The sequence below is a fragment of the Hymenobacter sp. genome, from assembly GCF_031398885.1.
Classification (GTDB): Bacteria; Bacteroidota; Bacteroidia; order Cytophagales; family Hymenobacteraceae; genus Hymenobacter.
In genome coordinates, this window is the sequence record NZ_JANNOD010000058.1 from 1 (window position 1) to 21290 (window position 21290).

Below are 21290 nucleotides of genomic sequence, written 5' to 3' on the forward strand. Positions count from 1 at the left end.
AATATTACCCGACCAGGCCCAACCGGCCGGCGCGGCCCACCTGGCGGGCGTTGGCACCCACCCCCTGCCGGCCAGGTGGGCCGCGCTACTTCCAGCGGCCGGTGCAGACCGGGCGGGCCCGCGTCCACACCGGCTGCCGAAGCCGGACTTCTACAGCGTCAGGCCCAGGCCCGCAAACCAGGTGCGGCCGTCGGCGGGCAAGATGCCGGGGCCGGGATAGCCGCCGGCGCGCCGAGTGAAGTAGCGGGCATCGAACACGTTGTTTACGCCGCCGCTGAGGCGGCAGCGGTTCTCGCGGCCCAGCTTCCAGGTGGCGGAGAAGTCGGCGACCTGGTAAGCGGGAATGGCGCCGGTCTGGGCGTTGGCGGTGGGCTCCTCCGTATTGTTGGCGTCGGCGAAGGTCCGGGCCACGTGGCTGAACTGGCCGGTCACCGACACGCCTTTGTGGGTGAAGGTGAGGCCCGTGCGCAGGGTCTGGCGCGGGGCGTTTTCCACATACTTGCCCTCCAGGTTGCTTTCCACAATCGTGGTGCCCGGGCCGGTGCCGGTGAGCGTGGTCACGGGCAGGTTGCCGTAGCGGGCGTCGAGCAGGCTCAGGGCCCCAAACAGGTCGAGGTGGGGCAGGTTGAAGTTGCCGGTAATCGAGTGAATCAGGTCCAGCTCGGCGTAGGCTTCCAGGCCGTGGGTTTGGGTGCGGCCCAGGTTGGTGCGGAACTGCTGGGTCTGGCCCACCGCGCCGTCGGGCACGGGCCGGCGGATGGTGCCGATGCGGTCCTCGTAGTTGAGGAAGAAGTAGCCCACGTCGAAGCGCAGCCAGTTCTTGAAGTTGCCGCGGTAGCCCACCTCGGCCGTGTAGCCGCGGGCATCCTTCAGGTTGGGGTCGATGACGTCGGCAGTAGCCGGCGGCACCAGGTCGCCGAAGAGCACGGGGCGGAAGGCGCGGGAGTAGTTGGCGTACAGGTCGGTGGTGGTCGACACCTGGAACTCGCTGCCCAGGCCGTAGAGCAGCACGTGGCGGCGGCTGGCCTGGTCGGGCAGGCGGTTTTCGCTGCCATCAGTGGCCCGGCCCAGGTAGCCGGTGCCGGTGTTGCGCAGGTAGTCGTAGCGCACACCCGGCGTGAAGCTCAGGCGGGTACCGGCGCGCAGCAGCAGCTCGGCAAACGCGGCGGCGTTGGTGGTGGTGAAGTCAAACTCGTTGGTGAACAGTCCGTTGCCGGTCAGCGTCAGGTCCAGGTCGTTACCGGTGGTGCCGGTGCCTCGCTGGCGGCGCAGCGTGGTGGCCCGGTAGGCCCGCAGGCCGGTGGCCAGGGTGTGGGTACGGCCCAAAAAGTCCAGGTCCTGGGTCAGGCGCAATTCGGCGCCCAGGTTGCGGTAGTCGTCGCGGTCCACCTGGCGGGCGGCCAGCTGCCGGGTGCGGCGGTTCACGGTGTCGGGCGCCGGCAGGCCGGCCACGAAGCCCACGCTGTTGCGGGAGGCCACCAGCCCGAAGGTTTTCAGGCTAAGGCGGGTCCGCTCGCCGGCGCGGTAGTCCAGCGTGAGGGCCGGCACCAGCCAGGGCGTGCTGAGCCAGTTGCGCTCCCGGGTGCTCTGGCGGCTGTCCTGCGCAAACTGGGCGTCGGTCAGGCCCCCGGGCTGCTGTAGCTGGTTGGTCATGTAGGTCAGCTCGGCGTTCAGGGTCAGGCGCTCGGTTAGGGCCACGTGCACGTTGCCGTGCAGGTCGTCCACGCTGAACTGGTTGTTGGAACGCCAGCCGTTGCCTTGGCGGTGGCGGTAGTAGGCGTAGTAGTTCACCTTGCCCACGGTGCCGCCCACGGCGTTGTAGGAGTTGAACAGGCCGTTGGAGCCGGCCGTGTTGCTGGTTTCAATCTCAACTTTCTTGTCGCGCGACCCGCGGCGAAGCTCGTAGTTGAGCAGGCCCCCAAACTGCGGCCCAAACTGCAGGCCGGCCCCGCCGCGCAGCAGTTGAATGCGCTCGACGGCTTCCAGCGGCGGGTTGTAGTAAGCCTCGGGGTAGCCAAAGGCGTCGGCGCTCACGTCGTAGCCGTTCTGGCGCACGTTGAACTCCCAGCTGCGGTTGGGGCTCAGGCCCCGGGTGGCCACGTTAATCTGCTGGCCCGAGCCGTCGCTTTCCCACACAATTAGGCCGGGCACGCGGGCCATTACCTGGCGCATGTTGTTCTGCACCAGGTTGGCGTTGACCTCGCGGGGCTTGATAAGCTCGTTGCGGCGGCCGGCCGTGATGGTGGTGCCGTCGACGGGCGCCGCGAAGTGCGTGGCCGCGCCGGTAATGGTGACTTCGGTTAGGTTTTGCCGGTGCAATGTATCGGTTCCGACCGGCGCCTGCTGGGCCTGCGCACACAGTGTGAATAGGCCTAACGCACTAACTACGAGAATGAAAGCAGCCTTGCGGCGGTGGAGATGATTCATTGTTTTGGCCTTCGCTTTGGTTCAGTGACACAAAGGTAAGAGCCTATTTAGAATCATTACAAATTAAGTTTAGAATAATTCCAGATAAGAAGAAAAACCCTTTCTAAAGCCCCTAGAGGCTGTTTAAGACAGATAAAACGCAGTAGAGACGCCATATTTTGCGTCTCGTCATTCGCGCCGCGTAGGCATCGTTCAACGACGAGACGCAAAATATGGCGTCTCTACATCGACCAACGGCTAATTCAAACAGCTTCTTAGCTTAGTATCAAGAAGCTGCTTGAATAACCAAGGAAACGGTCGGAATCCGTGGGCGCTGTGGGATATAGACGCATGCTGACGGCTGCGCCCAGTGCAGGCAGCTCGAAGATTAACGCGCACAACTGCTGCGTCCGGGCCGCAAAACTATGCACCGCTTTCCCGCACACGCCACTGCAAACTGCCCCCGAGGCCCCGGGTTTTAGCGCACGACCAGGCTCCCGCGCAACATGCCCATGCCGCAGGTGAAGGCAAACGTGCCGGTCTGCTGGGGCAGCAGCTCGACGAGGGTGGTCTTGAAGGCCGGCAGGTCGCGGCGGATGCTGAAGTCCGGCATCAGCAATTCCTCCGAGCAACTGTTCTCCTCGTCCCGGTAGAAGCTCAGCCGCACGGGCTGGCCGCGCTGCACCTCAATCACGTCGGGCGAATAGCCGCCTTTCACGGTAATGTCAACTTCCTGCGTCCCGCCGGCAGTCGACACGGCGCTGGCCGTCTGCCGGGCGGAAAAGAAGAAGTACCAGATGACGAAGGCCGCCAGCGCCAGGCCCGTCAGCGTCACAATGATTTCGGGAGTGTCCATGAATTTTGAGGAAGGAATTAAGGAATGGTCAGCACGTCATGTCGAGCTTGCCGAGACATCTCGCGCGCGGGCGCAAACCAACTCGGTGCAACGACGCGAGCGTGATGTCTCGGCAAGCTCGACATGACCACCTGGCTGCGCTCGACATGACCGCCAGTTGGCCTCCTGTCGGATGCCGGATGCTGGATTACTGCGCGGCAAACCCTCGCAGGCGCAGCGAGTTGGTGAGCACTGATACGGAGCTGAGGGCCATGGCGCCGGCCGCCAGCATGGGCGAGAGCAGCAGGCCGAAGAACGGGTAGAGCAGCCCGGCGGCGATGGGAATGCCCAGCACGTTGTAGATGAAGGCGAAAAACAGGTTCTGCTTGATGGTGCGGATGGTTTGGCGCGAGAGGGCAACGGCCGTGACCACGCCCTGCAAGTCCGAGCGCATGAGGGTGATGCCGGCGGCCTCCATGGCCACGTCGGTGCCGCCGCCCATGGCCAGGCCCACGTCGGCCTGGGCCAGCGCCGGCGCGTCGTTGATGCCGTCGCCCACCATGGCCACCACGCGGCCCTCGGCCTGCAGCGCCCGCACCTGGCCGGCCTTGTCGGCGGGCAGCACTTCGGCGAAGAAGCGCGTGATGCCCACCTGCCCGGCTACTTGCGCGGCCGTCCGGGGGTTGTCGCCGGTCATCATCACCACTTCAATGCCCATGGCCTGCAGCCGCTTGATGGCAGCGGCGGAGGTGTCCCGCACGGTATCGGCCACGCCGATGAGGCCTACTGCTTGGCCGGCCACGGCTACGTAGAGCACGGTTTTGGCCTGGGCCAACAGCTGCTCGGCCTGGGCCGTGAACTCGGGAGTCAGAACCACGCCTTCCTCGGCCAGCAGGCCCCGGTTGCCGATGAGGACGGACTGGCCATTTACCTTCGCCACGGCGCCCTTGCCTTCCACGGCCCGGAAGCCGGTGGCGGACAGGGCGGCTACTTGCTGGGCATCGGCGTAGCGCACCACGGCCTCGGCCAGCGGGTGTTCGGATTGCCGCTCTACCGCGGCCACCAGTTGCAGCAACGGCCCGGCGTCTTGGCCCGCGGCGGGCACAAAATCCGTCACGGCCGGCTCGCCGCGGGTGATGGTGCCGGTTTTGTCGAGCAGCACGGTGTTCACTTTATAGGCCTTTTCCAGGGCCTCGGCGTTGCGGATGAGCACGCCGTGCTCGGCGCCCTTGCCGGTGCTCACCATGATGGCCGTGGGCGTGGCCAGGCCCAGCGCGCAGGGGCAGGCAATGATGAGCACGGCTACGAAGTTGACCAGGGCCAGCGGCAGGCGCGTGGCCACCGGGGCCAAATCGAACCAGAGCACGAAGGTGAGAATGGCGATGACGACCACCGTGGGCACGAAAATGGCGCTGACCTGGTCGGCCAGCCGCTGGATGGGCGCGCGGCTGCCCTGGGCGTCGGCCACCAGCTGCACGATTTGGGCGAGCATGGTGTCAGCGCCCACTTTGGTCACCCGGAAGCGGAAGGCGCCAGTCTTGTTGAGCGTGGCGCCGAACACCGGGTCGCCGGCCTGTTTCGCCACCGGCAGGCTTTCGCCGGTGAGCATAGCCTCGTCCACGGCCGAGTGGCCTTCGAGAATGAGGCCGTCGGTGGCCACTTTTTCGCCGGGCCGCACCAGCACTACGTCGCCCAGTTGCACCTGTTCGATGGGCACGTCCACTTCCTGGCCGCCGGGGCGCACCACGCGGGCGGTTTTGGCCTGCAGGCCCAGCAGGGCCTTCATGGCGGCCGAGGTCTGGGTTTTGGCGCGCTGCTCCAGCACCTTGCCCAGCAGAATTAGGGCGATGATAGTGGCCGTGGTGTCGTAGTACACCTCCGGCATCAGGCCACGGCTCAGGAAGTAGCCGGGCACCACGGTAGCGGCCAGGCTGTACAAAAACGCGGCGCCGGTGCCCACGGCAATGAGCGTGTCCATGTTGGCGGCCCGGTGGCGGAAGCCGTTCCAGGCCGAGCTGTAGAACTCGCGCCCGCTGTAGAGCAGCACGGGCAGCGTGAGGACCAGCAGCGCGTAGTTGAGCCCCTGCATGTTGAGGCGCGCCATCATGGCGGGCCAGAGCATAAGCATGCTCAGCGGCATGATGACCAGGGCCAGCCCGGCGGCCACCCCAAAGCGGCGCTTGAGCTTGACGTAGGCCAGGGCCTTTTGCTGGTCGATTTCGGCCTGGCGGTCGGCGGCGCTGGTGTCAGGCGCACGCTCGGTGACGCCGTAGCCGGCCTGCACCACGGCGGCTTTGAGCGCGGCCGGGGTGGCCTGGGCGGGCAGGTAGTCGACGGTGGCCTTTTCGGTGGCGTAGTTGACCACAGCGCGCTGCACGCCGGGCGTCCGGCTGAGCGACTTCTGCACGAAGGCCGCGCAGGAGGCGCAGGTCATGCCTTCAATGTCCAGGGTTTCGGTTTTGGTGATGGGTTCCATGCTGGGTGGCTCAGTTGGGGAGCGTAGGACTGGGTTAGAAAAGTAGAGGGCGGGCGGACAAATGAGTGTTTGCTTCCGACACGTCATGTCGAGCTGGCCGAGACATCTCGCACGTATTGCCAACCTAACCGTTTTAACGAAGCGAGCGAGATGTCTCGGCCAGCTCGACATGACGTTCTCTCTGGCTCGATGGCCCACGCTCCAGTCCAAACCAACCGCTGCAACTCGGCACAAAGGAACGACTGCCCCTACCCGCAGCAGGTACGGAATCCAGCCCGAAACATGCGTAATTGTGCAGCTTGAGAGTAGCGCGGTTTCGTGAACAGGGTCCACGGTGCGGCCGGGCTCACCTCACCCCCGGCCCCTCTCCCGCGGAGAGGGGAGCCTAGCGACCAGTACACGGTTTGGGAAACCGCTCTAAAGCACTTTCACGGACGGTTTACCCATTCGTCAGGCTCCCCTCTCCGCGGGAGAGGGGCCGGGGGTGAGGTGAAGCCAGCCGCGCCGTGGACCCTGTCCACGAAACCGCTATAAAAGATGGTTCACAAAATCACGCCGCACAGGTACACAATTAGGTTGTGAGACAATTCTGACACAACCGCTTATCGGACCGGAATAAGGCATTAGGGTTCGACCAGGGCCGGTTTCGGAGCCGGGCCCCGGGGCGACAGGCGGCATTGAGGGCACCTTTCGGCGGTAGAATCGGTATATAATGGGCATTGACGTCCCTCCGCCGGGGCGTACTTTTGCTGCCGCTAACCCCCGTTATGTTCCGTCGCCTGTTCCTTTTCCGCCGCTTGCTGGCGACGACCTTCCTGGTCGTCTTCGTCAACGTGTTTGTGGGGCAGTGCTACTGCAAGGCGGTCCAGCCGGCGGCTTCGGGCCGAGCAGCGGGCAAATCAGCAGCCCAGCCCCAGCCGATGAAGCCCGGGCACGGCTGCTGCCAGGCCGCGGCCCGCAAGGCCCAATCGGCCAGCGACCAAGCTGCTAAGTCGCACCAGTCGCGGAAGCACTCCGGCGCGGGCGGCTGCTGCAAGAACAAGGCGGCGTCACTGCTTTCCTCGCTGAGCAGCCCGGTTGAAAAGCAACTCTTCGCCCTCGCCCCGGCCCTGCTGCCCGCGACGGCAGATTTCCACTTCCGGCCCACCGCGGGCCCATGGGACCGCACCGGCGCGGTGACGTTGGTGCTCCGGCAGCACCTGCCGCCCAAGATACCCGACATCCGCATTTTCATTCGGTCCCTCACGGTCTGATTTTTCTGACGCGCAACGGCTCGCGCCGGCATGGCTTTGCTGTGTCCGGGGCGGGCCTTTTTGTTGGCGCGTCCGCCCGGCTTGGCCGCGCGCTCCCACTTCTTTCCGGGTTTTACTGCACGCGCCGGACGGCTCGCCCGAGCGGCCGCGTGGCTTTGCAGCGATTTCATGAACCGTGTGCCCGGCGCGGCCGGCGGAACCTCACGGAACCCCTGTGGGGCGGGCCCCTCTCCCCAGGAGAGGGGTGCCGAACGACTGGGTACACCGTTCGTGAAAGGGCTTTAACCTCATGGCTGCTCGACCCGGAGCCACCCATTTTCCCCACCAATTTCAACCTTTATGTTCCGCTTTTCCGTTTCGCTGCTGGCCTTTGCCAGCCTGTTTGCCACCACCGGCTGCTCCGATTCCAAATCCAGCAGCCCGACCGACGCCGTGACCACGCCCACCAACGGGCCGGCGGCCGGCACCGCCGACCACGCCGGCGGCCACACCTACGCCTGCCCCATGCACCCGGAAGTGACCAGCACCCGCGACGGCGAGAAGTGCCCCAAGTGCGGCATGAACCTCGAACACTCCGACCGAGTGGCCAACGGCAAAACCTACGAAATGAAGTTCGCGGCCCGGCCCGCGCAGCTCACGGCCGGGCAGCCCGCCACGCTGGCCTTCACGCCCCGGGAGGCCGGCAACGCCGCCGCGCCCGTGCCGCTGGCCGTGGTGCACGAGAAGAAAATCCACCTCATCATCGTGAGCAAGGACCTCTCGCAGTTCTACCACGAGCATCCCGAATACACGGCCGAGGGCGACTACAAGGTGCAGTACACCTTCCCCAAGGGCGGCGACTACGTGCTGTTCCAGGACTACACGCCCACCGGCGCCGGCCACCAGCTGGGCCGCCAGCCCCTCACGGTGCGGGGCGCGGCCTACGCGCCGGTGAAATTTAAGAACGACGACATGCAGTGGGAGCAGGACGGCTACCAGGCCACGCTGTCATTCAATAAGGCGCTGACCCCCGGCCAGTTGCTGGGCATGAAAATCACCATTAGCAAGAACGGGCAGCCGGTGACCGACCTGGCCAACTACCTCGGCGCGCTGGGTCACGTGGTGGTCATCAGCGAAGACACCGAGCAGTACCTGCATGTGCACCCCAACGACCAAGCCGACAAGGGCCCCGCCATCGGCTTCAACACCAACTTCGAGAAGCCCGGCTTGTACCGCGTGTTCCTGCAATTCAACCACGCCGGCCAGATTCACACCGGCAACTTCACCATCAACGTCGCCGGCCCGACGGCCTAGTCAGGCGGCATTTCATCCTGTTTTTACTCCCAATCACCAACTCAAATTTCATGAAAACCTCCGCTTTTTTCCTGGCTGCCCTTTGCTCCGGCACGATGCTGCTCGCTAGCTGCGACGGCAACAAAACCACCGAAACCACGACCACCAGCCCGGTGGCTCCTGCCGACTCGTCGGCCACGGGCGGCGACATGGCCGGCATGGACCATTCCGCCATGAGCAGCCCGGCCGGCGCCTCGCCCCTGGTGGCCGCGATGAACGACATGATGGGCAAGATGAGCACCGAGAAGCCCAAAGGCAACACTGACCATGACTTCGCCCACATGATACTGGCCCACCACCAGGGCGCCGTGGCCATGGCCGACATCCAATTGCGCGACGGCAAGGACGCCGCCATGCGCCAGCTGGCCGAGCAAATCAAGGCCGACCAGCAGCGCGAGATTGGCCAGCTGGAAGCCGCCGCCACCCGCCTCGACAACGCCCCCACGAACTATAAGCCCACGGACCCGGCCGACCCGTTCACCAGCAAAATGAAGGCGTCGATGGACGGCATGATGAAAATGCCCGCCACGGTGGCCGACCCCGACATGAACTTCAACATGCTGATGACCGTGCACCACCAGAGCGCCGTGGACATGGCCCAAGCCGAGCTGGCCCACGGCAAGGACACCAAGCTGAAGGCCATGGCCCAACTGATGATAACCGCCCAGCAAAAGGAAATCGAGCAACTGAAGGCTTGGCACGCCAAAAACGGCGACAAGATGAAGGCCATGGCGGCGCTCTACGAGTGCCCCATGAAGTGCGCAGGCAGCGCCAGCGCCAAGCCCGGCGCCTGCCCCACCTGCGGCATGGCCCTCGAAAAAAAGTCCTGATTCAGGACTCGGCTGGCCGGGCCGTCTTAAAGCAGTTTCACAAACCATGTACCCGGCGCGGCCCCGGGAACCTCACCCCCGACCCCTCTCCCAAGGAGAGGGGAGCCTGACGACCAGTACAGGGTTTGTGAAACCGCGCTAACAGTGGTTTTCTAGTTGATGTCTAGTTGATGTACAGACTGCTCATAGGGTACAGGGCTTGTTCCCGCCCGTCGTCGGACTGGAACAAGCCCGAGCCGTGCAACGGACAGGCGGGGATAAGCCTCGCCCCCACCTGCATCACCAACCGGAGAACCGCGCCAGGTTTTCTCTTCTCGAATAATTATGGAAGTGCGGCGCCACCTAATCCAAGCCTTGGGTTCATGATTGAAAGATGCTGATTTGCTTATCACCCCTTGCCAATACCCGCGCCGCCTCGGCTCCCCCTCTCCACAGGAGAGGGGGCCGGGGGGTGAGGTCAACCGCCTGGGCAACTATTCTCTGCCTACTGGTCCTCATCACCCCAGCCCGAGCGCAGCGCGTGGTGGTGCCGCTCGACAGCGCCGAAGCCCAGGCGCTGCGGCAGCACCCGCGGCTGCGGCAGTCGGCCGAGGAAATTGCCGAGCAGCGGGCCCTGCAGCGCGGCAGCTTTTCGCCCGCCAATCCGGACTTTCTGTTCTCGGCGCCGACGGGCGAGCAGTGGGCCCCGGGCGTGGTGCAAACCATTGATTTCCCCACCGTGTACCGGCGCCAGTCTCGGGTCGCGCGGGCCGGCGTGGCGCTGGCCGAGCGGGGCCTGGCCGTGAACCGGGCCACCGTGCGCCGCGACGTGCGCCTGGCCTACCTGAGCCTGCAATTCGCCGAGGCCCAGCTGCGCCAGCTCGCCTACCAGGACAGCCTGTTTCAAACCTTGCAGACGGCCACCGAGCGGCTGTTCACGGCCGGCGAGGTGACGTCGCTGCAGCGCATCAGCACCGCCGCCGAGGCGCGGCAGGTGCGCAACCAGCTCGACCAAACCCGCGTGGACCTGGGCGCGGCCCAGCGGCGGCTGGGGCTGCTGCTGGGCCTACCCGCCGGGGCCGACCTGGCTTCGGAAGCCGACCTGCGCCGCACCGGCCCCACCCTGGCCCGCACCGGCACGGAGCTGCTGGGCACCCTGCCGCTGGCCGACAGCGCCGCCGTGGCCGCCAGCCCCGCCCTGGCCTACGCCGCCCAAAACGTGACGCTGAGCCAGTCGGGCATCAGCCTGGTGCGGGCGCGGCGCACGCCCGCCCTCACGGTGGGCTACCAGAACCAGGCGTTTGATAATTCGGCCCTGCGGTACCGGTTTCAGTTCGGGGTGTCGGTGCCGATTTACTTCTGGACCTACCGGGCCCAGCTGCAGGCGGCCACGGCCCGCGGCAACGCCGCGCAGGCCCAGCTGCAAGTGCAGCGCCTCGACCTGGGCAGCCAGTACCAGCAGGCGCTGGCCGACACCCGCAAGTTCTCGACCGCGCTGGGCTACTACGAACAAACCGGGCTGGCGCAGTCCGCCGCCATCATCAGCCAGTCGCAGCGCCTGTTTCGGGCCGGCGAAATCAGCTACCTGGTTCTGATTCAGAGCCTGAACCAGGCTTTCACCATTCAAAACGCCTACCTGGCCACCATCCGCGACTTCCGCCAGGCCATCGTCGAACTCAACTACCTGCGGGGCCAATAATGACCATGAGAAACCTATTACTTCTGCTAACGCTCAGCCTGTTGGGAACCGGGGCCGCCCGGGCCCACGGCGGCGACGACCACGGCACGGGCGCGGCGGCCACCGCGGCCGGGGCCACTTCGTTCTCGACCCACGCCCTGTCCGAAACCTTCGAGGTGCTGCTCCGCTACGCGCCGCTGGAAGCCGGCCGGCCCGCCCACCTGCGCCTGTTCGTGGCCGACTACGCCACCAACGCACCGGTGCCGGCCGCCGTTATCACCCTCACCACGCCCGAAGATGCCCAGCTGAAGTGGACGGTGCAAGCCGTAGAGCCCGGCATCTACGAAGTGGAAGGGCAGTTTCCGGCCAATAAAAAATATAGCTTCACGACCAACATCGTGGCCGGCAGCCGGGCCGACTTGCTGCTGCTCGAAGGCGTGGAAGTGGGCAAAAAATTGCCCGTGGCCACCGCGCCGGTGGCGGCCCCCTCCTTCTTCAGCTCCGGGAAAAACCTGCTGTTGCTGGCCGGGGCTTTTGCGGCGGGCATTGCCGTTGCGGCCCTGCTCCTGCGCCGCCGGGCTGCATCAACCCCAACCCCCATCTCAACACCCGCCGCGTATGAAAACCACGCCTAAGTACCTGGCGGCCGCGGCCGCCGCCGGCCTGCTGCTGGCCACTCTGCTGCCCCCGCCCGCCCCGCTACGGGCCCACGACGGCGAAGACCACGGCGGCGGCGCCCAACCCAGCGCCGCCGTGGCCCGGCCCGACGAAGTGAGCCTGCCCAAGGAAAGCCAGTACCTGTTCGGCGTGCGCACCACGCTGGCCGCGTACGCTGACACCTACAGCCGCCGTACGCTCTACGGCACGGTGTCGGCCGCGGCGGGGGGCGAGGGCCGGGTGGTGGTGCCCCAGGCCGGGCGCCTGGTGAGCCTGGCGGCGCGGGTGGGCCAGGCGGTGCGGGCCGGCCAGCCGCTGGCCGTGGTGGAGCAAACCCTCGACGCCACCCAGCAAATCGGCTTCAGCACCGAGCGGGCCAACGCCCAGGCCGAGCTGCGCGCCGCTCAACAGGACTACGTCCGCCTGCAAACCATCGCCGACATCGCCGCCCGCAAGGACGTGGTGGCCGCCGAGCTGCGCCTGCGCCAGGCCCGCCAGAACGCGGGCATCCAGAACGGCCAGGGCCGCCAGCGCCGCGTCAGCATTACCTCGCCCATCAGCGGCACCGTGGACGTGTTCAGCCTGGCGGTGGGCCAGCAGGTGAGCCAGGGCGACGAGCTGTTTCGCGTCCTCAACCCCGGCAAGCTGCGGGTGACGGCGGACGTATTCGCCCAGGATTTGGCCAGCATCACGCCGGGCGCGCGGTTTCGGGTGGAGGGCCTGCAGGGCCAGGCGGGCGGCGCCCCGGCCCGGCTGGTGGTGTTTTCGAACGTGGTGAACCCCGTGAACCAGGCCCGCCAGCTGATTCTGGAGCTGGACGCCGCCGCCGGCCCGCAGTTCCGGGCCGGCCAGGCCGTGAGCGTGCAGGTGCTGGGCCCGAGCGGCAGCGGCCAAAAGCAGCTGGTGGTGCCCACCGCAGCCCTCACCGATTTGGGCGGCAAGCCGGTGGTGTTCGTGCACGGCGCGCCCGAGCAGTTCCGCATCCGCTACGTGCAGACCGGCCCGTCCAACGGCGCACAAACCGTGCTGCTCGGCGGCGACGTGAACGAAAACGACCGGGTCGTTACCGTGGGCACCTACCAACTCAAATCCATTTACCTCAATCAATAGCCTTCCATGCGCCTCTCCGCCTTCTTTCGCCCATTGCCCGCGCTGGCCGGGGCTGCCCTGCTGCTGGGGGCCGCGGCCGTTCCGCCGCCCACTTGGCAGCCCGCCGTGCGCGTGTACGGGGCCATGCGCAATTTCATGATGGGCCCCGACCTGGGCGGCAAAGTAAAGCTGGCCGCCCTGCCCACTCCGCACCTCTACGCCCTGGGCGTGGCCGCCAACCTGCGCGGCGAGCTGCTGGCCTTTGGCGGCCCCGCTACCCTCACCACCGTGGCCCCCGGCGGCATCACCACCACCCGCCCGGCCCCCGCTGGCACCCAGGCTGCCCTGCTGGTCACGGCCCAGGTGCCGCGCTGGCAGGCCGTGCCCGTGCCCACCGCCCTGCGCCACTTCCCGGACCTGGAGCGCCTCGTGGCCCGCACGGCCGCCCGCCGCGGCCTCGATACCACCCAGCCGCTGCCTTTCCGCCTCAGCGGCCGGCCCCTGGCCGTGCGCTACCACGTGATGGACTGGCCCCGTCCCGCCGGCGAGCACAAGCTGGAAAACCACAAGCAGTACGCCGCGAAGGGCCTTTTCACCAAAAACCAGCCCGTGGAAATGCTGGGCTTCTTCTCACGAGAGCACCAAAGCATTTTCACCCACCACACCACGTTCGTGCACCTGCACGCGCGCCCCGCCGGCCAGCCCTTCGCCGCCCACGTGGACAGCCTGCGCTTCGCCCCCGGCACGGCCATCCTTTACCTGCCCGCTCAATAGCAGTTGGCTAATGGCTGATGGCTGTTGGCTGTTGGCTTTTCCCGCACGAGAGCTAATGGCTAGTAGCCAGCAGCTAACAGCTCCAAAAAGATGCTTGACAAAATCATCCGCTTTGCCCTGCTGAACCGGCTGCTCATGCTGACCTTTGCCGCGGGCCTGCTCATTGCCGGCACCTACACCGCCCGCCAGCTGCCGGTCGACGTGCTGCCCGACCTCGACCGGCCCCGCGTGACCGTGTTTTTGGAAGCGGCCGGCATGGCGCCCGAGGAAGTGGAGGCCCTGGTGACGCTGCCCGTAGAAACGGCCCTCAACGGCGCCACCGGCGTGGCGGCGGTGCGCTCCAACTCGGCCATCGGCCTGGGCCTGGTGTTCGTGGAGTTCGACTACGGCACCGACATTTTCACAGCCCGCCAGATTGTGAGCGAGAAGCTGCAAACCGTGGGCGAGCAGCTGCCCGCCGGCGTGGCCCCCGTGCTGGGCCCGATTTCGTCGGTCATGGGCCAGATTATGCTGGTGGGATTATCAATTAATAATGAGCAATTAACAATTAATAATAAGTCCTCAAGCAGAGCAGATTCGTCAGGCTCCCCCTCTCCGCGGGAGAGGGGGCCGGGGGGTGAGGTTACGTCCCCCGCCGACCTGCGCACCCTGGCCAACTACACCGTGCGCCAGCGCCTGCTCAGCATCCCCGGCGTGGCCCAGGTTATTCCCATCGGCGGCGACAACTTGCAGTACCAGGTGCTGCTCGACATGCCCCGCCTGAACGCCGTGGGCCTGACCATCACGCAGGTCGAGGAGGCCCTGCGCCGCTCCAACCTCAACACCACCGGCAACTTCTTCGACCGCAATGGCTCGGAGGTGCTCATCCGCAACCTGGGCCGGCTGCGCTCGGTGGCCGACATCGAGAACATCATCGTGGGCTACCGGGCGGGCTCGGCGGTGACGGTGGCGCAGGTGGCGCGCGTGGCGTTCGGCGCCCGCTTCAAGCGCGGCGACGGCAGCGTGAACGGCCGGCCCGCCGTGATTCTGAGCATCGAGAAGCAGCCCGGCGCCGCCACCGTGGGCCTCACCGCCGCCGTGGAAAAAGCCCTGGTGGAGTTAGGGCCCTCGCTGCCCCGGGACGTGCGGCTGAACACCCGCCTGTTCAAGCAGGCCGACTTCATCGAGTCGTCGATTTCCAACGTGAAAGAGGCGCTGCGCGACGGCGCCATTCTGGTGGTCATCGTGCTGTTTGCCTTCTTGCTGAACGTGCGCACCACGTTTATCTCGCTGGTGGCCATTCCGCTGTCGTTGCTGGTCACGGCGCTGGTGTTCCGCTTTGCGGGCATCAGCATCAACACCATGACGCTGGGCGGGCTGGCCATTGCCATCGGCGAGTTGGTGGACGACGCCATCGTGGACGTGGAGAACGTGTTCCGCCGGCTGCGCGAGAATCAGCAGTTGCCCCAGCCCAAGCCGGCGTTGCAGGTGGTGTACGCGGCTTCGTCGGAGGTGCGCAACTCCATCGTCTACGCCACCATCATCGTGGTGCTGGTGTTCCTGCCGCTGTTTGCGCTGGAGGGCATGGAAGGTCGGATTTTTGCGCCCCTGGGCATTGCCTACATCACGAGCATCGTGGCCTCGCTCTTCGTGTCGCTGACCGTGACGCCGGTGCTGTGCTACTACCTGCTGCCCCGGATGAAGCAGATTCGGGCGGCCGAGCAGGAGGGCCGACTCATCCGCTGGCTGAAAAAGAAGGACACCGGCGTGCTGCACTGGGGCCTGGCGCACCCCCGGCTGGTGCTGGGCACGGCGGGCCTGCTCTTTGTGCTGGCGGCGGCGCTGGTGCCCTTCTTCGGCACCGAGTTTCTGCCGCCCTTCAACGAAGGCTCGCTCACGGTCAACTTTTCGGCCCCGGCCGGCACCTCCCTGGCCGAATCGAACAAGCTGGGCACGCTGGGCGAGCAGCAGATGCTGAAGCTGCCCGAAGTGGCCTACACCGCCCGCCGCACCGGCCGCGCCGAGCTGGATGAGCACGCCGAATCGGTTAATAATTCCGAGATTGAAATTGCCTTTAAGACCGCGGCGGAGCTGGAAAAGCAGGGCATCACGCCGCGCAGCCGCGACGAAATTCTGACCGACCTGCGCCAGCGCCTCAGCCTCATCACCGGCGTGAACGTGAACATCGGCCAGCCCATCTCCCACCGGCTCGACCACCTGCTGAGCGGTGTGCGGGCGCAGGTGGCCATCAAAGTTTTCGGCAACGACCTGCTAGCGCTGCGCCGCTACGCCAACGACATCCGCAACGCCGCCGCCGGCGTGCCCGGCGTGGTCGACCTGCAAGTAGAAAAGCAGGTGCAGATTCCGCAGCTGCTGGTGCGCCCGCGCGACGCGGCCCTGCGCGCCTACGGCCTGGAGCGCGGGCAAGTGGTGGCCACGCTCGAAACCTTGTTTCAGGGCGAAGTGGTGTCGCAGATGCTCGACGGTCAGCAGCGGTTCGACCTCATCGTGAAGCTGCCCGAAGACCAGCGCAACGACGTGGCCACCATCGCCCAGACCCGCATCGAGACGCCCGCCGGCGCCCTCATCCCCGTCAGCCAAGTAGCCGATGTGAGCTACGAGCCCGGCCCCAACACCGTGAACCACGAAAACACCCAGCGCCGCATCAGCGTCTCGCTGAACGTGGCCGGCCGCGACCTGGGCAGCACCGTGCGCGAAGTGCAGGCCCGCATCGCCCAGCAGGTGCAACTGCCGCCGGGCTACTACCTCACCTACGGCGGGCAGTTCGAGAGCCAGCAGTCGGCCAGCAGCAAAATCTTGTGGCTGAGCCTGTTTTCGCTGGCCGGCATCTTCCTGGTGCTGTTCTCGCACTTCAAGTCGGGGCTGATGGTGGGCCAGATTATGCTCAACATTCCGCTGGCGCTCATCGGCTCGGTGGGGGCGGTGCTGCTCACGGGCGGCACGTTCAGCATCGCCTCGCTGGTGGGCTTCATCACCCTCACCGGCATCGCCTCGCGCAACGGCATCATGATGATTTCGCACTACCTCCACCTCGTAGAGCACGAAGGCGAAAAGTTTGGGAAGGCGATGATAATCCGCGGCTCGCTGGAGCGCCTGGTGCCCGTGCTAATGACGGCCCTGGTAGCTGCCCTGGCCCTGGTGCCGCTCACGCTGGCCAAGGACGCGCCGGGCAAGGAAATTCTCTACCCGGTGGCCACCGTCATTTTGGGCGGCCTGCTCAGCTCCACTTTCCTCGACATCATCGTGACGCCGGTGGTGTTCTGGCTGGTGGGCGAGCGCGCCCTGGCCCAGTACCGCCGCGGCCACGGCGAGGTGCGCCTCGACGCGAAGCCGCCGGAGCTGGACGCGGCGCCGCTCACGCCGCCCGCCGATTTGGGCTCCGTTCAGACCGCCCAGTAAGCCTTGGCCTACGAATCCGATTGAGTGCTTGATTTACTGAAAGGCCGCGGCGCTACTTTTCCAAAAGCGCGCGCTGGCAGGGCGCCCGGCACGCGTATAAACTCGCCGAAACTGCCTCAGAGCGGTTTCGGAATCGGTGTACATGCGCCGGCCGGGCTCACCTCACGAGACCCCTGCGGGGCGGGACCCTCTCCCGCGGAGAGGGGAGCCTGACGACCGGTACACCAACCCCGAAACCGCTCCAATAAGCTGGTTGAGTCGGACAGCACGGGTAGAGACGCAACAGGTTGCGTCTCGTCGTTGAACAATACCCACGCGACGAGACGCAAAATGTTGCGTCTCCACCCCGGCCGAACAGGGCGGAGAAGGAAAATAACTCGACCTGCTTCTTCGCGCCCCACTCGGAAACTCAAAATCCTTTGGTACGCTGGCATTCAACTAGTTGGGGCACAAAGCGGGCGCCGTAGGCACTCGTCACCCGCGTAAAAAATCGGCTGTAAAATTCACAATTCTTTCGCGTTAACTTATTTTATCTTTACTTGAACCGCCGCGGCCCGGGGCGCTGGTACCGGTACCAGCCTGACGTAGTTGCTCGTTCTTGCGCTTAAGCTGCCCCGCTTCATCCGTTAATTCCCACCTCATTCGCTAGCTGACCATGGATAAAAACACCTACGACGCCATCGTCATTGGCTCGGGCATTTCGGGCGGCTGGGCCGCCAAAGAGTTGACGGAAAAAGGCCTCAAAACCATCATGCTGGAGCGGGGCCGCAACGTGGAGCACGTGAAGGACTACGTGAACACCACCAAGCCCACCTGGGACTTTCCGCACCGCGGCGGCCGCACCCAGGAGATGATTGACAACTACCCCGTGCTCAAGCGCGATTACCCGCTCAACGAAGTTAACCTGAGCTTCTGGGCCAGCGACAAGGACAGCCCCTACACGGAGGTGAAGCCCTTCGACTGGTTCCGGGGCTACCAGGTGGGCGGCCGCTCCCTGACGTGGGGCCGGCAGTCGTACCGGCTGAGCGACTTCGACTTCACGGCCAACGCCAAGGAAGGCATTGCCGTGGACTGGCCCATTCGCTACCAGGACCTGGCGCCGTGGTACAGCCACGTGGAGAAGTTTGCCGGCATCAGCGGCTCGAAGGAAGGCCTGCCGCAGCTGCCCGACGGCGAGTTTATGCCGCCCATGGCAATGAACGTGGTGGAGAAGGACGTGGCCGCCCGCATCAAGAAAAACTACGCGCACCGGCGCATGGTCATCGGCCGCACGGCCAACATCACGAAGCCGCACAACAACCGGGTGAACTGCCAGTACCAGAACAAGTGCTGGCTGGGCTGCCAGTTTGGGGCGTATTTCAGCACGCAGTCGGCTACGCTGCCCGCGGCGGTGGCCACCGGCAACCTCACGCTGCGGCCGTTTTCCATCGTCACCAAAATCCTCTACGACAAGGACACCAAGCGGGCCAAAGGCGTGGAAGTGCTCGACGCCGAAACCAACCAGACGGTGGAGTACTTCGCCAAGGTTGTCTTCCTCAACGCCTCGGCGCTGAACTCGGCCTGGGTGCTGATGAACTCGGCCACCGACGTGTGGCCCGGCGGCCTGGGCAGCAGCAGCGGCGAGCTGGGCCACAACCTGATGGACCACCACTTCCGGGCCGGGGCCCACGGCGACGCCGAGGGCTACGAGGACCGGTACACCTTCGGCCGCCGGGCTAACGGCGTGTACGTGCCGCGCTACCGCAACCTGTTCGGCGACAAGCGCGACTACCTGCGCGGCTTTGGCTACCAGGGCGGAGCCGGCCGCGAGGGCTGGGGCCGCGAGATACCGGAGCTGGGCATCGGCGCGGACCTGAAAGACGCCCTCACCGAGCCCGGCAAGTGGACCATGGGCATCACCGGCTTCGGCGAAACGCTGCCCTACCACGACAACCAGATTACGCTCGACAAGACCAAGAAGGACAAGTGGGGCCTGCCCGTGCTGGCCTTCGACGCCAGCATCCGCGACAACGAGCAGAAGATGCGCATCGACATGATGCAGGACGCCCAGGAAATGCTGGAAAAAGCCGGCCTGAAGAACGTCAAGACCTATAACAACGGCTACAACCTGGGCGGGGGCATCCACGAGATGGGCACCGCCCGCATGGGCCGCGACCCCAAAACGTCGGTGCTCAACCAGCACAACCAGGTCTGGGACGCCCCCAACGTGTACGTAACCGACGGCGCCTGCATGACCTCGGCCGCCTGCCAGAACCCCTCGCTCACCTACATGGCCCTCACGGCCCGCGCCGTGGACCACGCCGTGAGCGAGCTGAAAAAGCAAAATATCTGATTCGTTTTTAGTTGTCAGTTGCTCGTTGTCAGTTGTCAGAACTGCTCCAACCAGACTAACAACTGACAACTACCAACTAGCAACTAATCCGCCATGAACAGAAGAGACGCCCTCGCCCGCGTGGCCATCCTGATGGGTGGCACGGTCATCGGAGCCGACTATTTCCTCACCGGCTGCTCCTCGCCCGCCGAGAAGAAGTCGAAGGCCACTGCCGCCCCGCCCAAAGTCCAGGAGAAGCCCGCCTTTCTCAACGCTAGCCAGGTGAGCCTGATGGACGAGGTGGGCGAAACCATCCTGCCCGCCACCACTACGCCCGGCGCCAAAGCCGCGCAGGTGGGCAGCTTCATGGCCGTGATGGTGCGCGACTGCTACTCGCCCGCCGACCAGAAAATTTTCCTCGACGGCCTGACCAAGCTCGATGAGGCGTGCAAAAAGCAGCACGGCAAGGGCTTCATGGCCTGCGACGCCGCCCAGCGCACCGCGCTACTCACCAAGCTGGATGCCGAACAGCAGGCCTTTACCGCCAACCAGCGCAAAGACGACCCCAGCCAGTACTTCCGCATGATGAAGGAGCTCACTCTGCTCGGCTACTTCACCTCGGAAGTGGGCGCCACCAAGGCCCTGCGCTACCTGCCCGTGCCCGGCCGCTACGACGGCAACTACCCCTACAAAAAAGGCGACAAAGCCTGGGCCACCAGTTGAAGCCGGCAGAGTCCCTTGATCATGGTGTCTCTAAAAGAACGTCATGCAGAGCGCAGCGAAGCATCTCGCGTGCAGCAGTAATTATTTACCATTGCGAGCGAGATGCTTCGCTGCGCTCTGCATGACGTTCACCTTTCCCACCCACCGCCCATGACTGCCAGCACCCGCTTCAAACTGTCCCTGATGATGTTCCTGGAGTTCTTCATTTGGGGGGCCTGGTTCGTGACCCTGGGCACCTACCTGCTGAAGAACCTGCACACCACCGGCACGCAGGTGGGCACGGCGTTTCTCACGCAGTCGGTGGGGGCCATCGTGGCGCCCTTCATCATCGGGTTGATTGCGGACCGGTTTTTCTCGGCCCAGAAGATTCTCGGGGTGTTGCACCTCACGGGCGCGGGGCTACTGTGGCTGGCCTCGCAGGCCGCCGATTTCAGCGCCTTCTACCCCTACATTCTCATGTACATGATAGTGTACATGCCCACGCTAGCGCTGGTCAATTCCATCTCCTTTCGGCAGATGCAGAACCCGCAGAAGGAGTTTGCGCCCATTAGAGTGTTGGGAACATTAGGCTGGATTATCGCCGGCCTAACCATCGGTTGGCTGAACTGGGAGCAGGGCGGCAGCCTGGTGCTCACCTTCCGCATGGCGGCCGGGGCCTCGCTGCTGCTGGGGCTATTCAGCTTCACGCTGCCAGCCACGCCGCCCATCAAAAAAGCCGGCCAAAGCACCAGCATCGGCGACCTGCTGGGCCTGGAAGCCATCGGGCTGCTGAGGAACCGCTCGTACCTGATTTTCTTTCTGGCCTCGGTGGCCATCTGCGTGCCGCTGTCTTTTTACTACGGCTTCACCAACCCGTTTCTCAATGAGATGGGCATGAAGTCGGCGGCCGGCGTGCAGAGCCTGGGGCAGGTGTCGGAGGTGCTGTTCATGCTGCTAATTCCGGTATTTTTCATTCGGTTGGGCGTGAAGAAGATGCTGGCCATCGGCATGTTGGCCTGGGTGGTGCGCTACCTGTTTTTCGCCTACGGCAACGGCGACTCGGCCTACTGGATGCTGATTGCGGGCATCGTGGTGCACGGCATCTGCTACGACTTCTTCTTCGTAACGGGCCAGATTTACACTGATAACCTCGCTGGCGAGCAGTCGAAAAGCGCGGCCCAGGGCTTCATCACGCTGGCCACCTACGGCGTGGGGATGCTCATCGGCTCGCTCCTCTCCGGCCAGATTGTAGACGCCCACCAGGCCTCCCCCACCCTGCACGACTGGCGCACCATCTGGCTGATTCCGGCCGGCATTGCCGCCGCCGTGCTGGCCGTATTCGTGCTGCTCTTCAAGGACCAGAACGCGCCCGTGCCGGAAGAAACCATCCGCTACGCCGAAGCTAACGCACGGCTGGAAGTGTAGCCCCGGCCATACGGACAATATCCAGCCGTCATGCAGAGCGCCGCGAAGCCTCTCGCGCGTGTGCATAAGCGGTTTTTTTTTATAACCCACGCGAGATGCTTCGCGGCGCGCTGCATGACGGTGGGCAGTGTAATTGTCAACCCC

Annotated in this window: 14 protein-coding genes; 11 read left to right on the forward strand and 3 right to left on the reverse strand. The window is 65.2% G+C overall.

Annotated features, from left to right (window positions below; genetic code table 11):
- Positions 1–150 precede the first annotated feature (150 nt).
- From RMO51_RS11955 to RMO51_RS11965, 3 genes are all read right to left on the reverse strand, one after another.
- Positions 151–2319: a TonB-dependent receptor domain-containing protein gene (locus RMO51_RS11955; protein WP_310394909.1), complete on the reverse strand. Its 2169-nt coding sequence runs from the start codon at positions 2317–2319 to the stop codon at positions 151–153.
- Positions 2320–2884: 565 nt separating this feature from the next.
- Positions 2885–3262 (reverse strand): cupredoxin domain-containing protein, encoded by a 378-nt coding sequence (locus tag RMO51_RS11960; RefSeq protein ID WP_310394911.1) that lies wholly within the window; start codon positions 3260–3262, stop codon positions 2885–2887.
- A gap of 187 nt (positions 3263–3449) precedes the next feature.
- Positions 3450–5717 carry a heavy metal translocating P-type ATPase gene (locus RMO51_RS11965; protein ID WP_310394912.1) on the reverse strand — a complete coding sequence of 756 codons (2268 nt, stop codon included), beginning with the start codon at positions 5715–5717 and terminating at the stop codon, positions 3450–3452.
- Positions 5718–6484: 767 nt separating this feature from the next.
- Between RMO51_RS11965 and RMO51_RS11970 the strand changes: the two genes are divergently transcribed.
- The 11 genes from RMO51_RS11970 to RMO51_RS12020 all read left to right on the forward strand — a co-directional run bounded on the left by RMO51_RS11970 (position 6485) and on the right by RMO51_RS12020 (position 21146).
- Positions 6485–6970, forward strand: a complete 486-nt coding sequence (locus RMO51_RS11970; protein WP_310394914.1) for a hypothetical protein — start codon at positions 6485–6487, stop codon at positions 6968–6970.
- 339 nt (positions 6971–7309) lie between these two features.
- Complete coding sequence (locus RMO51_RS11975; protein ID WP_310394916.1) at positions 7310–8263, forward strand: heavy metal-binding domain-containing protein; 954 nt, start codon at positions 7310–7312, stop codon at positions 8261–8263.
- Between the two features lie 50 nt (positions 8264–8313).
- On the forward strand, positions 8314–9132 hold the full coding sequence (locus RMO51_RS11980) for a DUF305 domain-containing protein (protein WP_310394918.1): 819 nt from the start codon (positions 8314–8316) through the stop codon (positions 9130–9132).
- Positions 9133–9655: 523 nt separating this feature from the next.
- Entirely contained in the window at positions 9656–10810 is a 1155-nt protein-coding gene (locus RMO51_RS11985; protein ID WP_310394920.1) for a TolC family protein, read from the forward strand.
- A gap of 5 nt (positions 10811–10815) precedes the next feature.
- Positions 10816–11424, forward strand: a complete 609-nt coding sequence (locus RMO51_RS11990; protein WP_310394921.1) for a hypothetical protein — start codon at positions 10816–10818, stop codon at positions 11422–11424.
- Complete coding sequence (locus tag RMO51_RS11995) at positions 11408–12556, forward strand: efflux RND transporter periplasmic adaptor subunit (protein ID WP_310394922.1); 1149 nt, start codon at positions 11408–11410, stop codon at positions 12554–12556. Before RMO51_RS11990 ends, RMO51_RS11995 begins: the two co-directional genes overlap by 17 nt.
- Positions 12557–12562: 6 nt before the next feature.
- Positions 12563–13309 (forward strand): hypothetical protein, encoded by a 747-nt coding sequence (locus RMO51_RS12000; RefSeq protein WP_310394923.1) that lies wholly within the window; start codon positions 12563–12565, stop codon positions 13307–13309.
- Between the two features lie 90 nt (positions 13310–13399).
- Positions 13400–16708, forward strand: coding sequence for an efflux RND transporter permease subunit (locus RMO51_RS12005; RefSeq protein WP_310394925.1), 3309 nt, complete (start codon positions 13400–13402; stop codon positions 16706–16708).
- Between the two features lie 655 nt (positions 16709–17363).
- Positions 17364–19040, forward strand: coding sequence for a GMC family oxidoreductase (locus RMO51_RS12010; protein ID WP_310394927.1), 1677 nt, complete (start codon positions 17364–17366; stop codon positions 19038–19040).
- Positions 19041–19133: 93 nt separating this feature from the next.
- On the forward strand, positions 19134–19742 hold the full coding sequence (locus RMO51_RS12015; protein ID WP_310394929.1) for a gluconate 2-dehydrogenase subunit 3 family protein: 609 nt from the start codon (positions 19134–19136) through the stop codon (positions 19740–19742).
- A 150-nt stretch (positions 19743–19892) separates the two neighbouring features.
- Complete coding sequence (locus RMO51_RS12020) at positions 19893–21146, forward strand: nucleoside permease (protein WP_310394931.1); 1254 nt, start codon at positions 19893–19895, stop codon at positions 21144–21146.
- Positions 21147–21290: the final 144 nt, after the last annotated feature.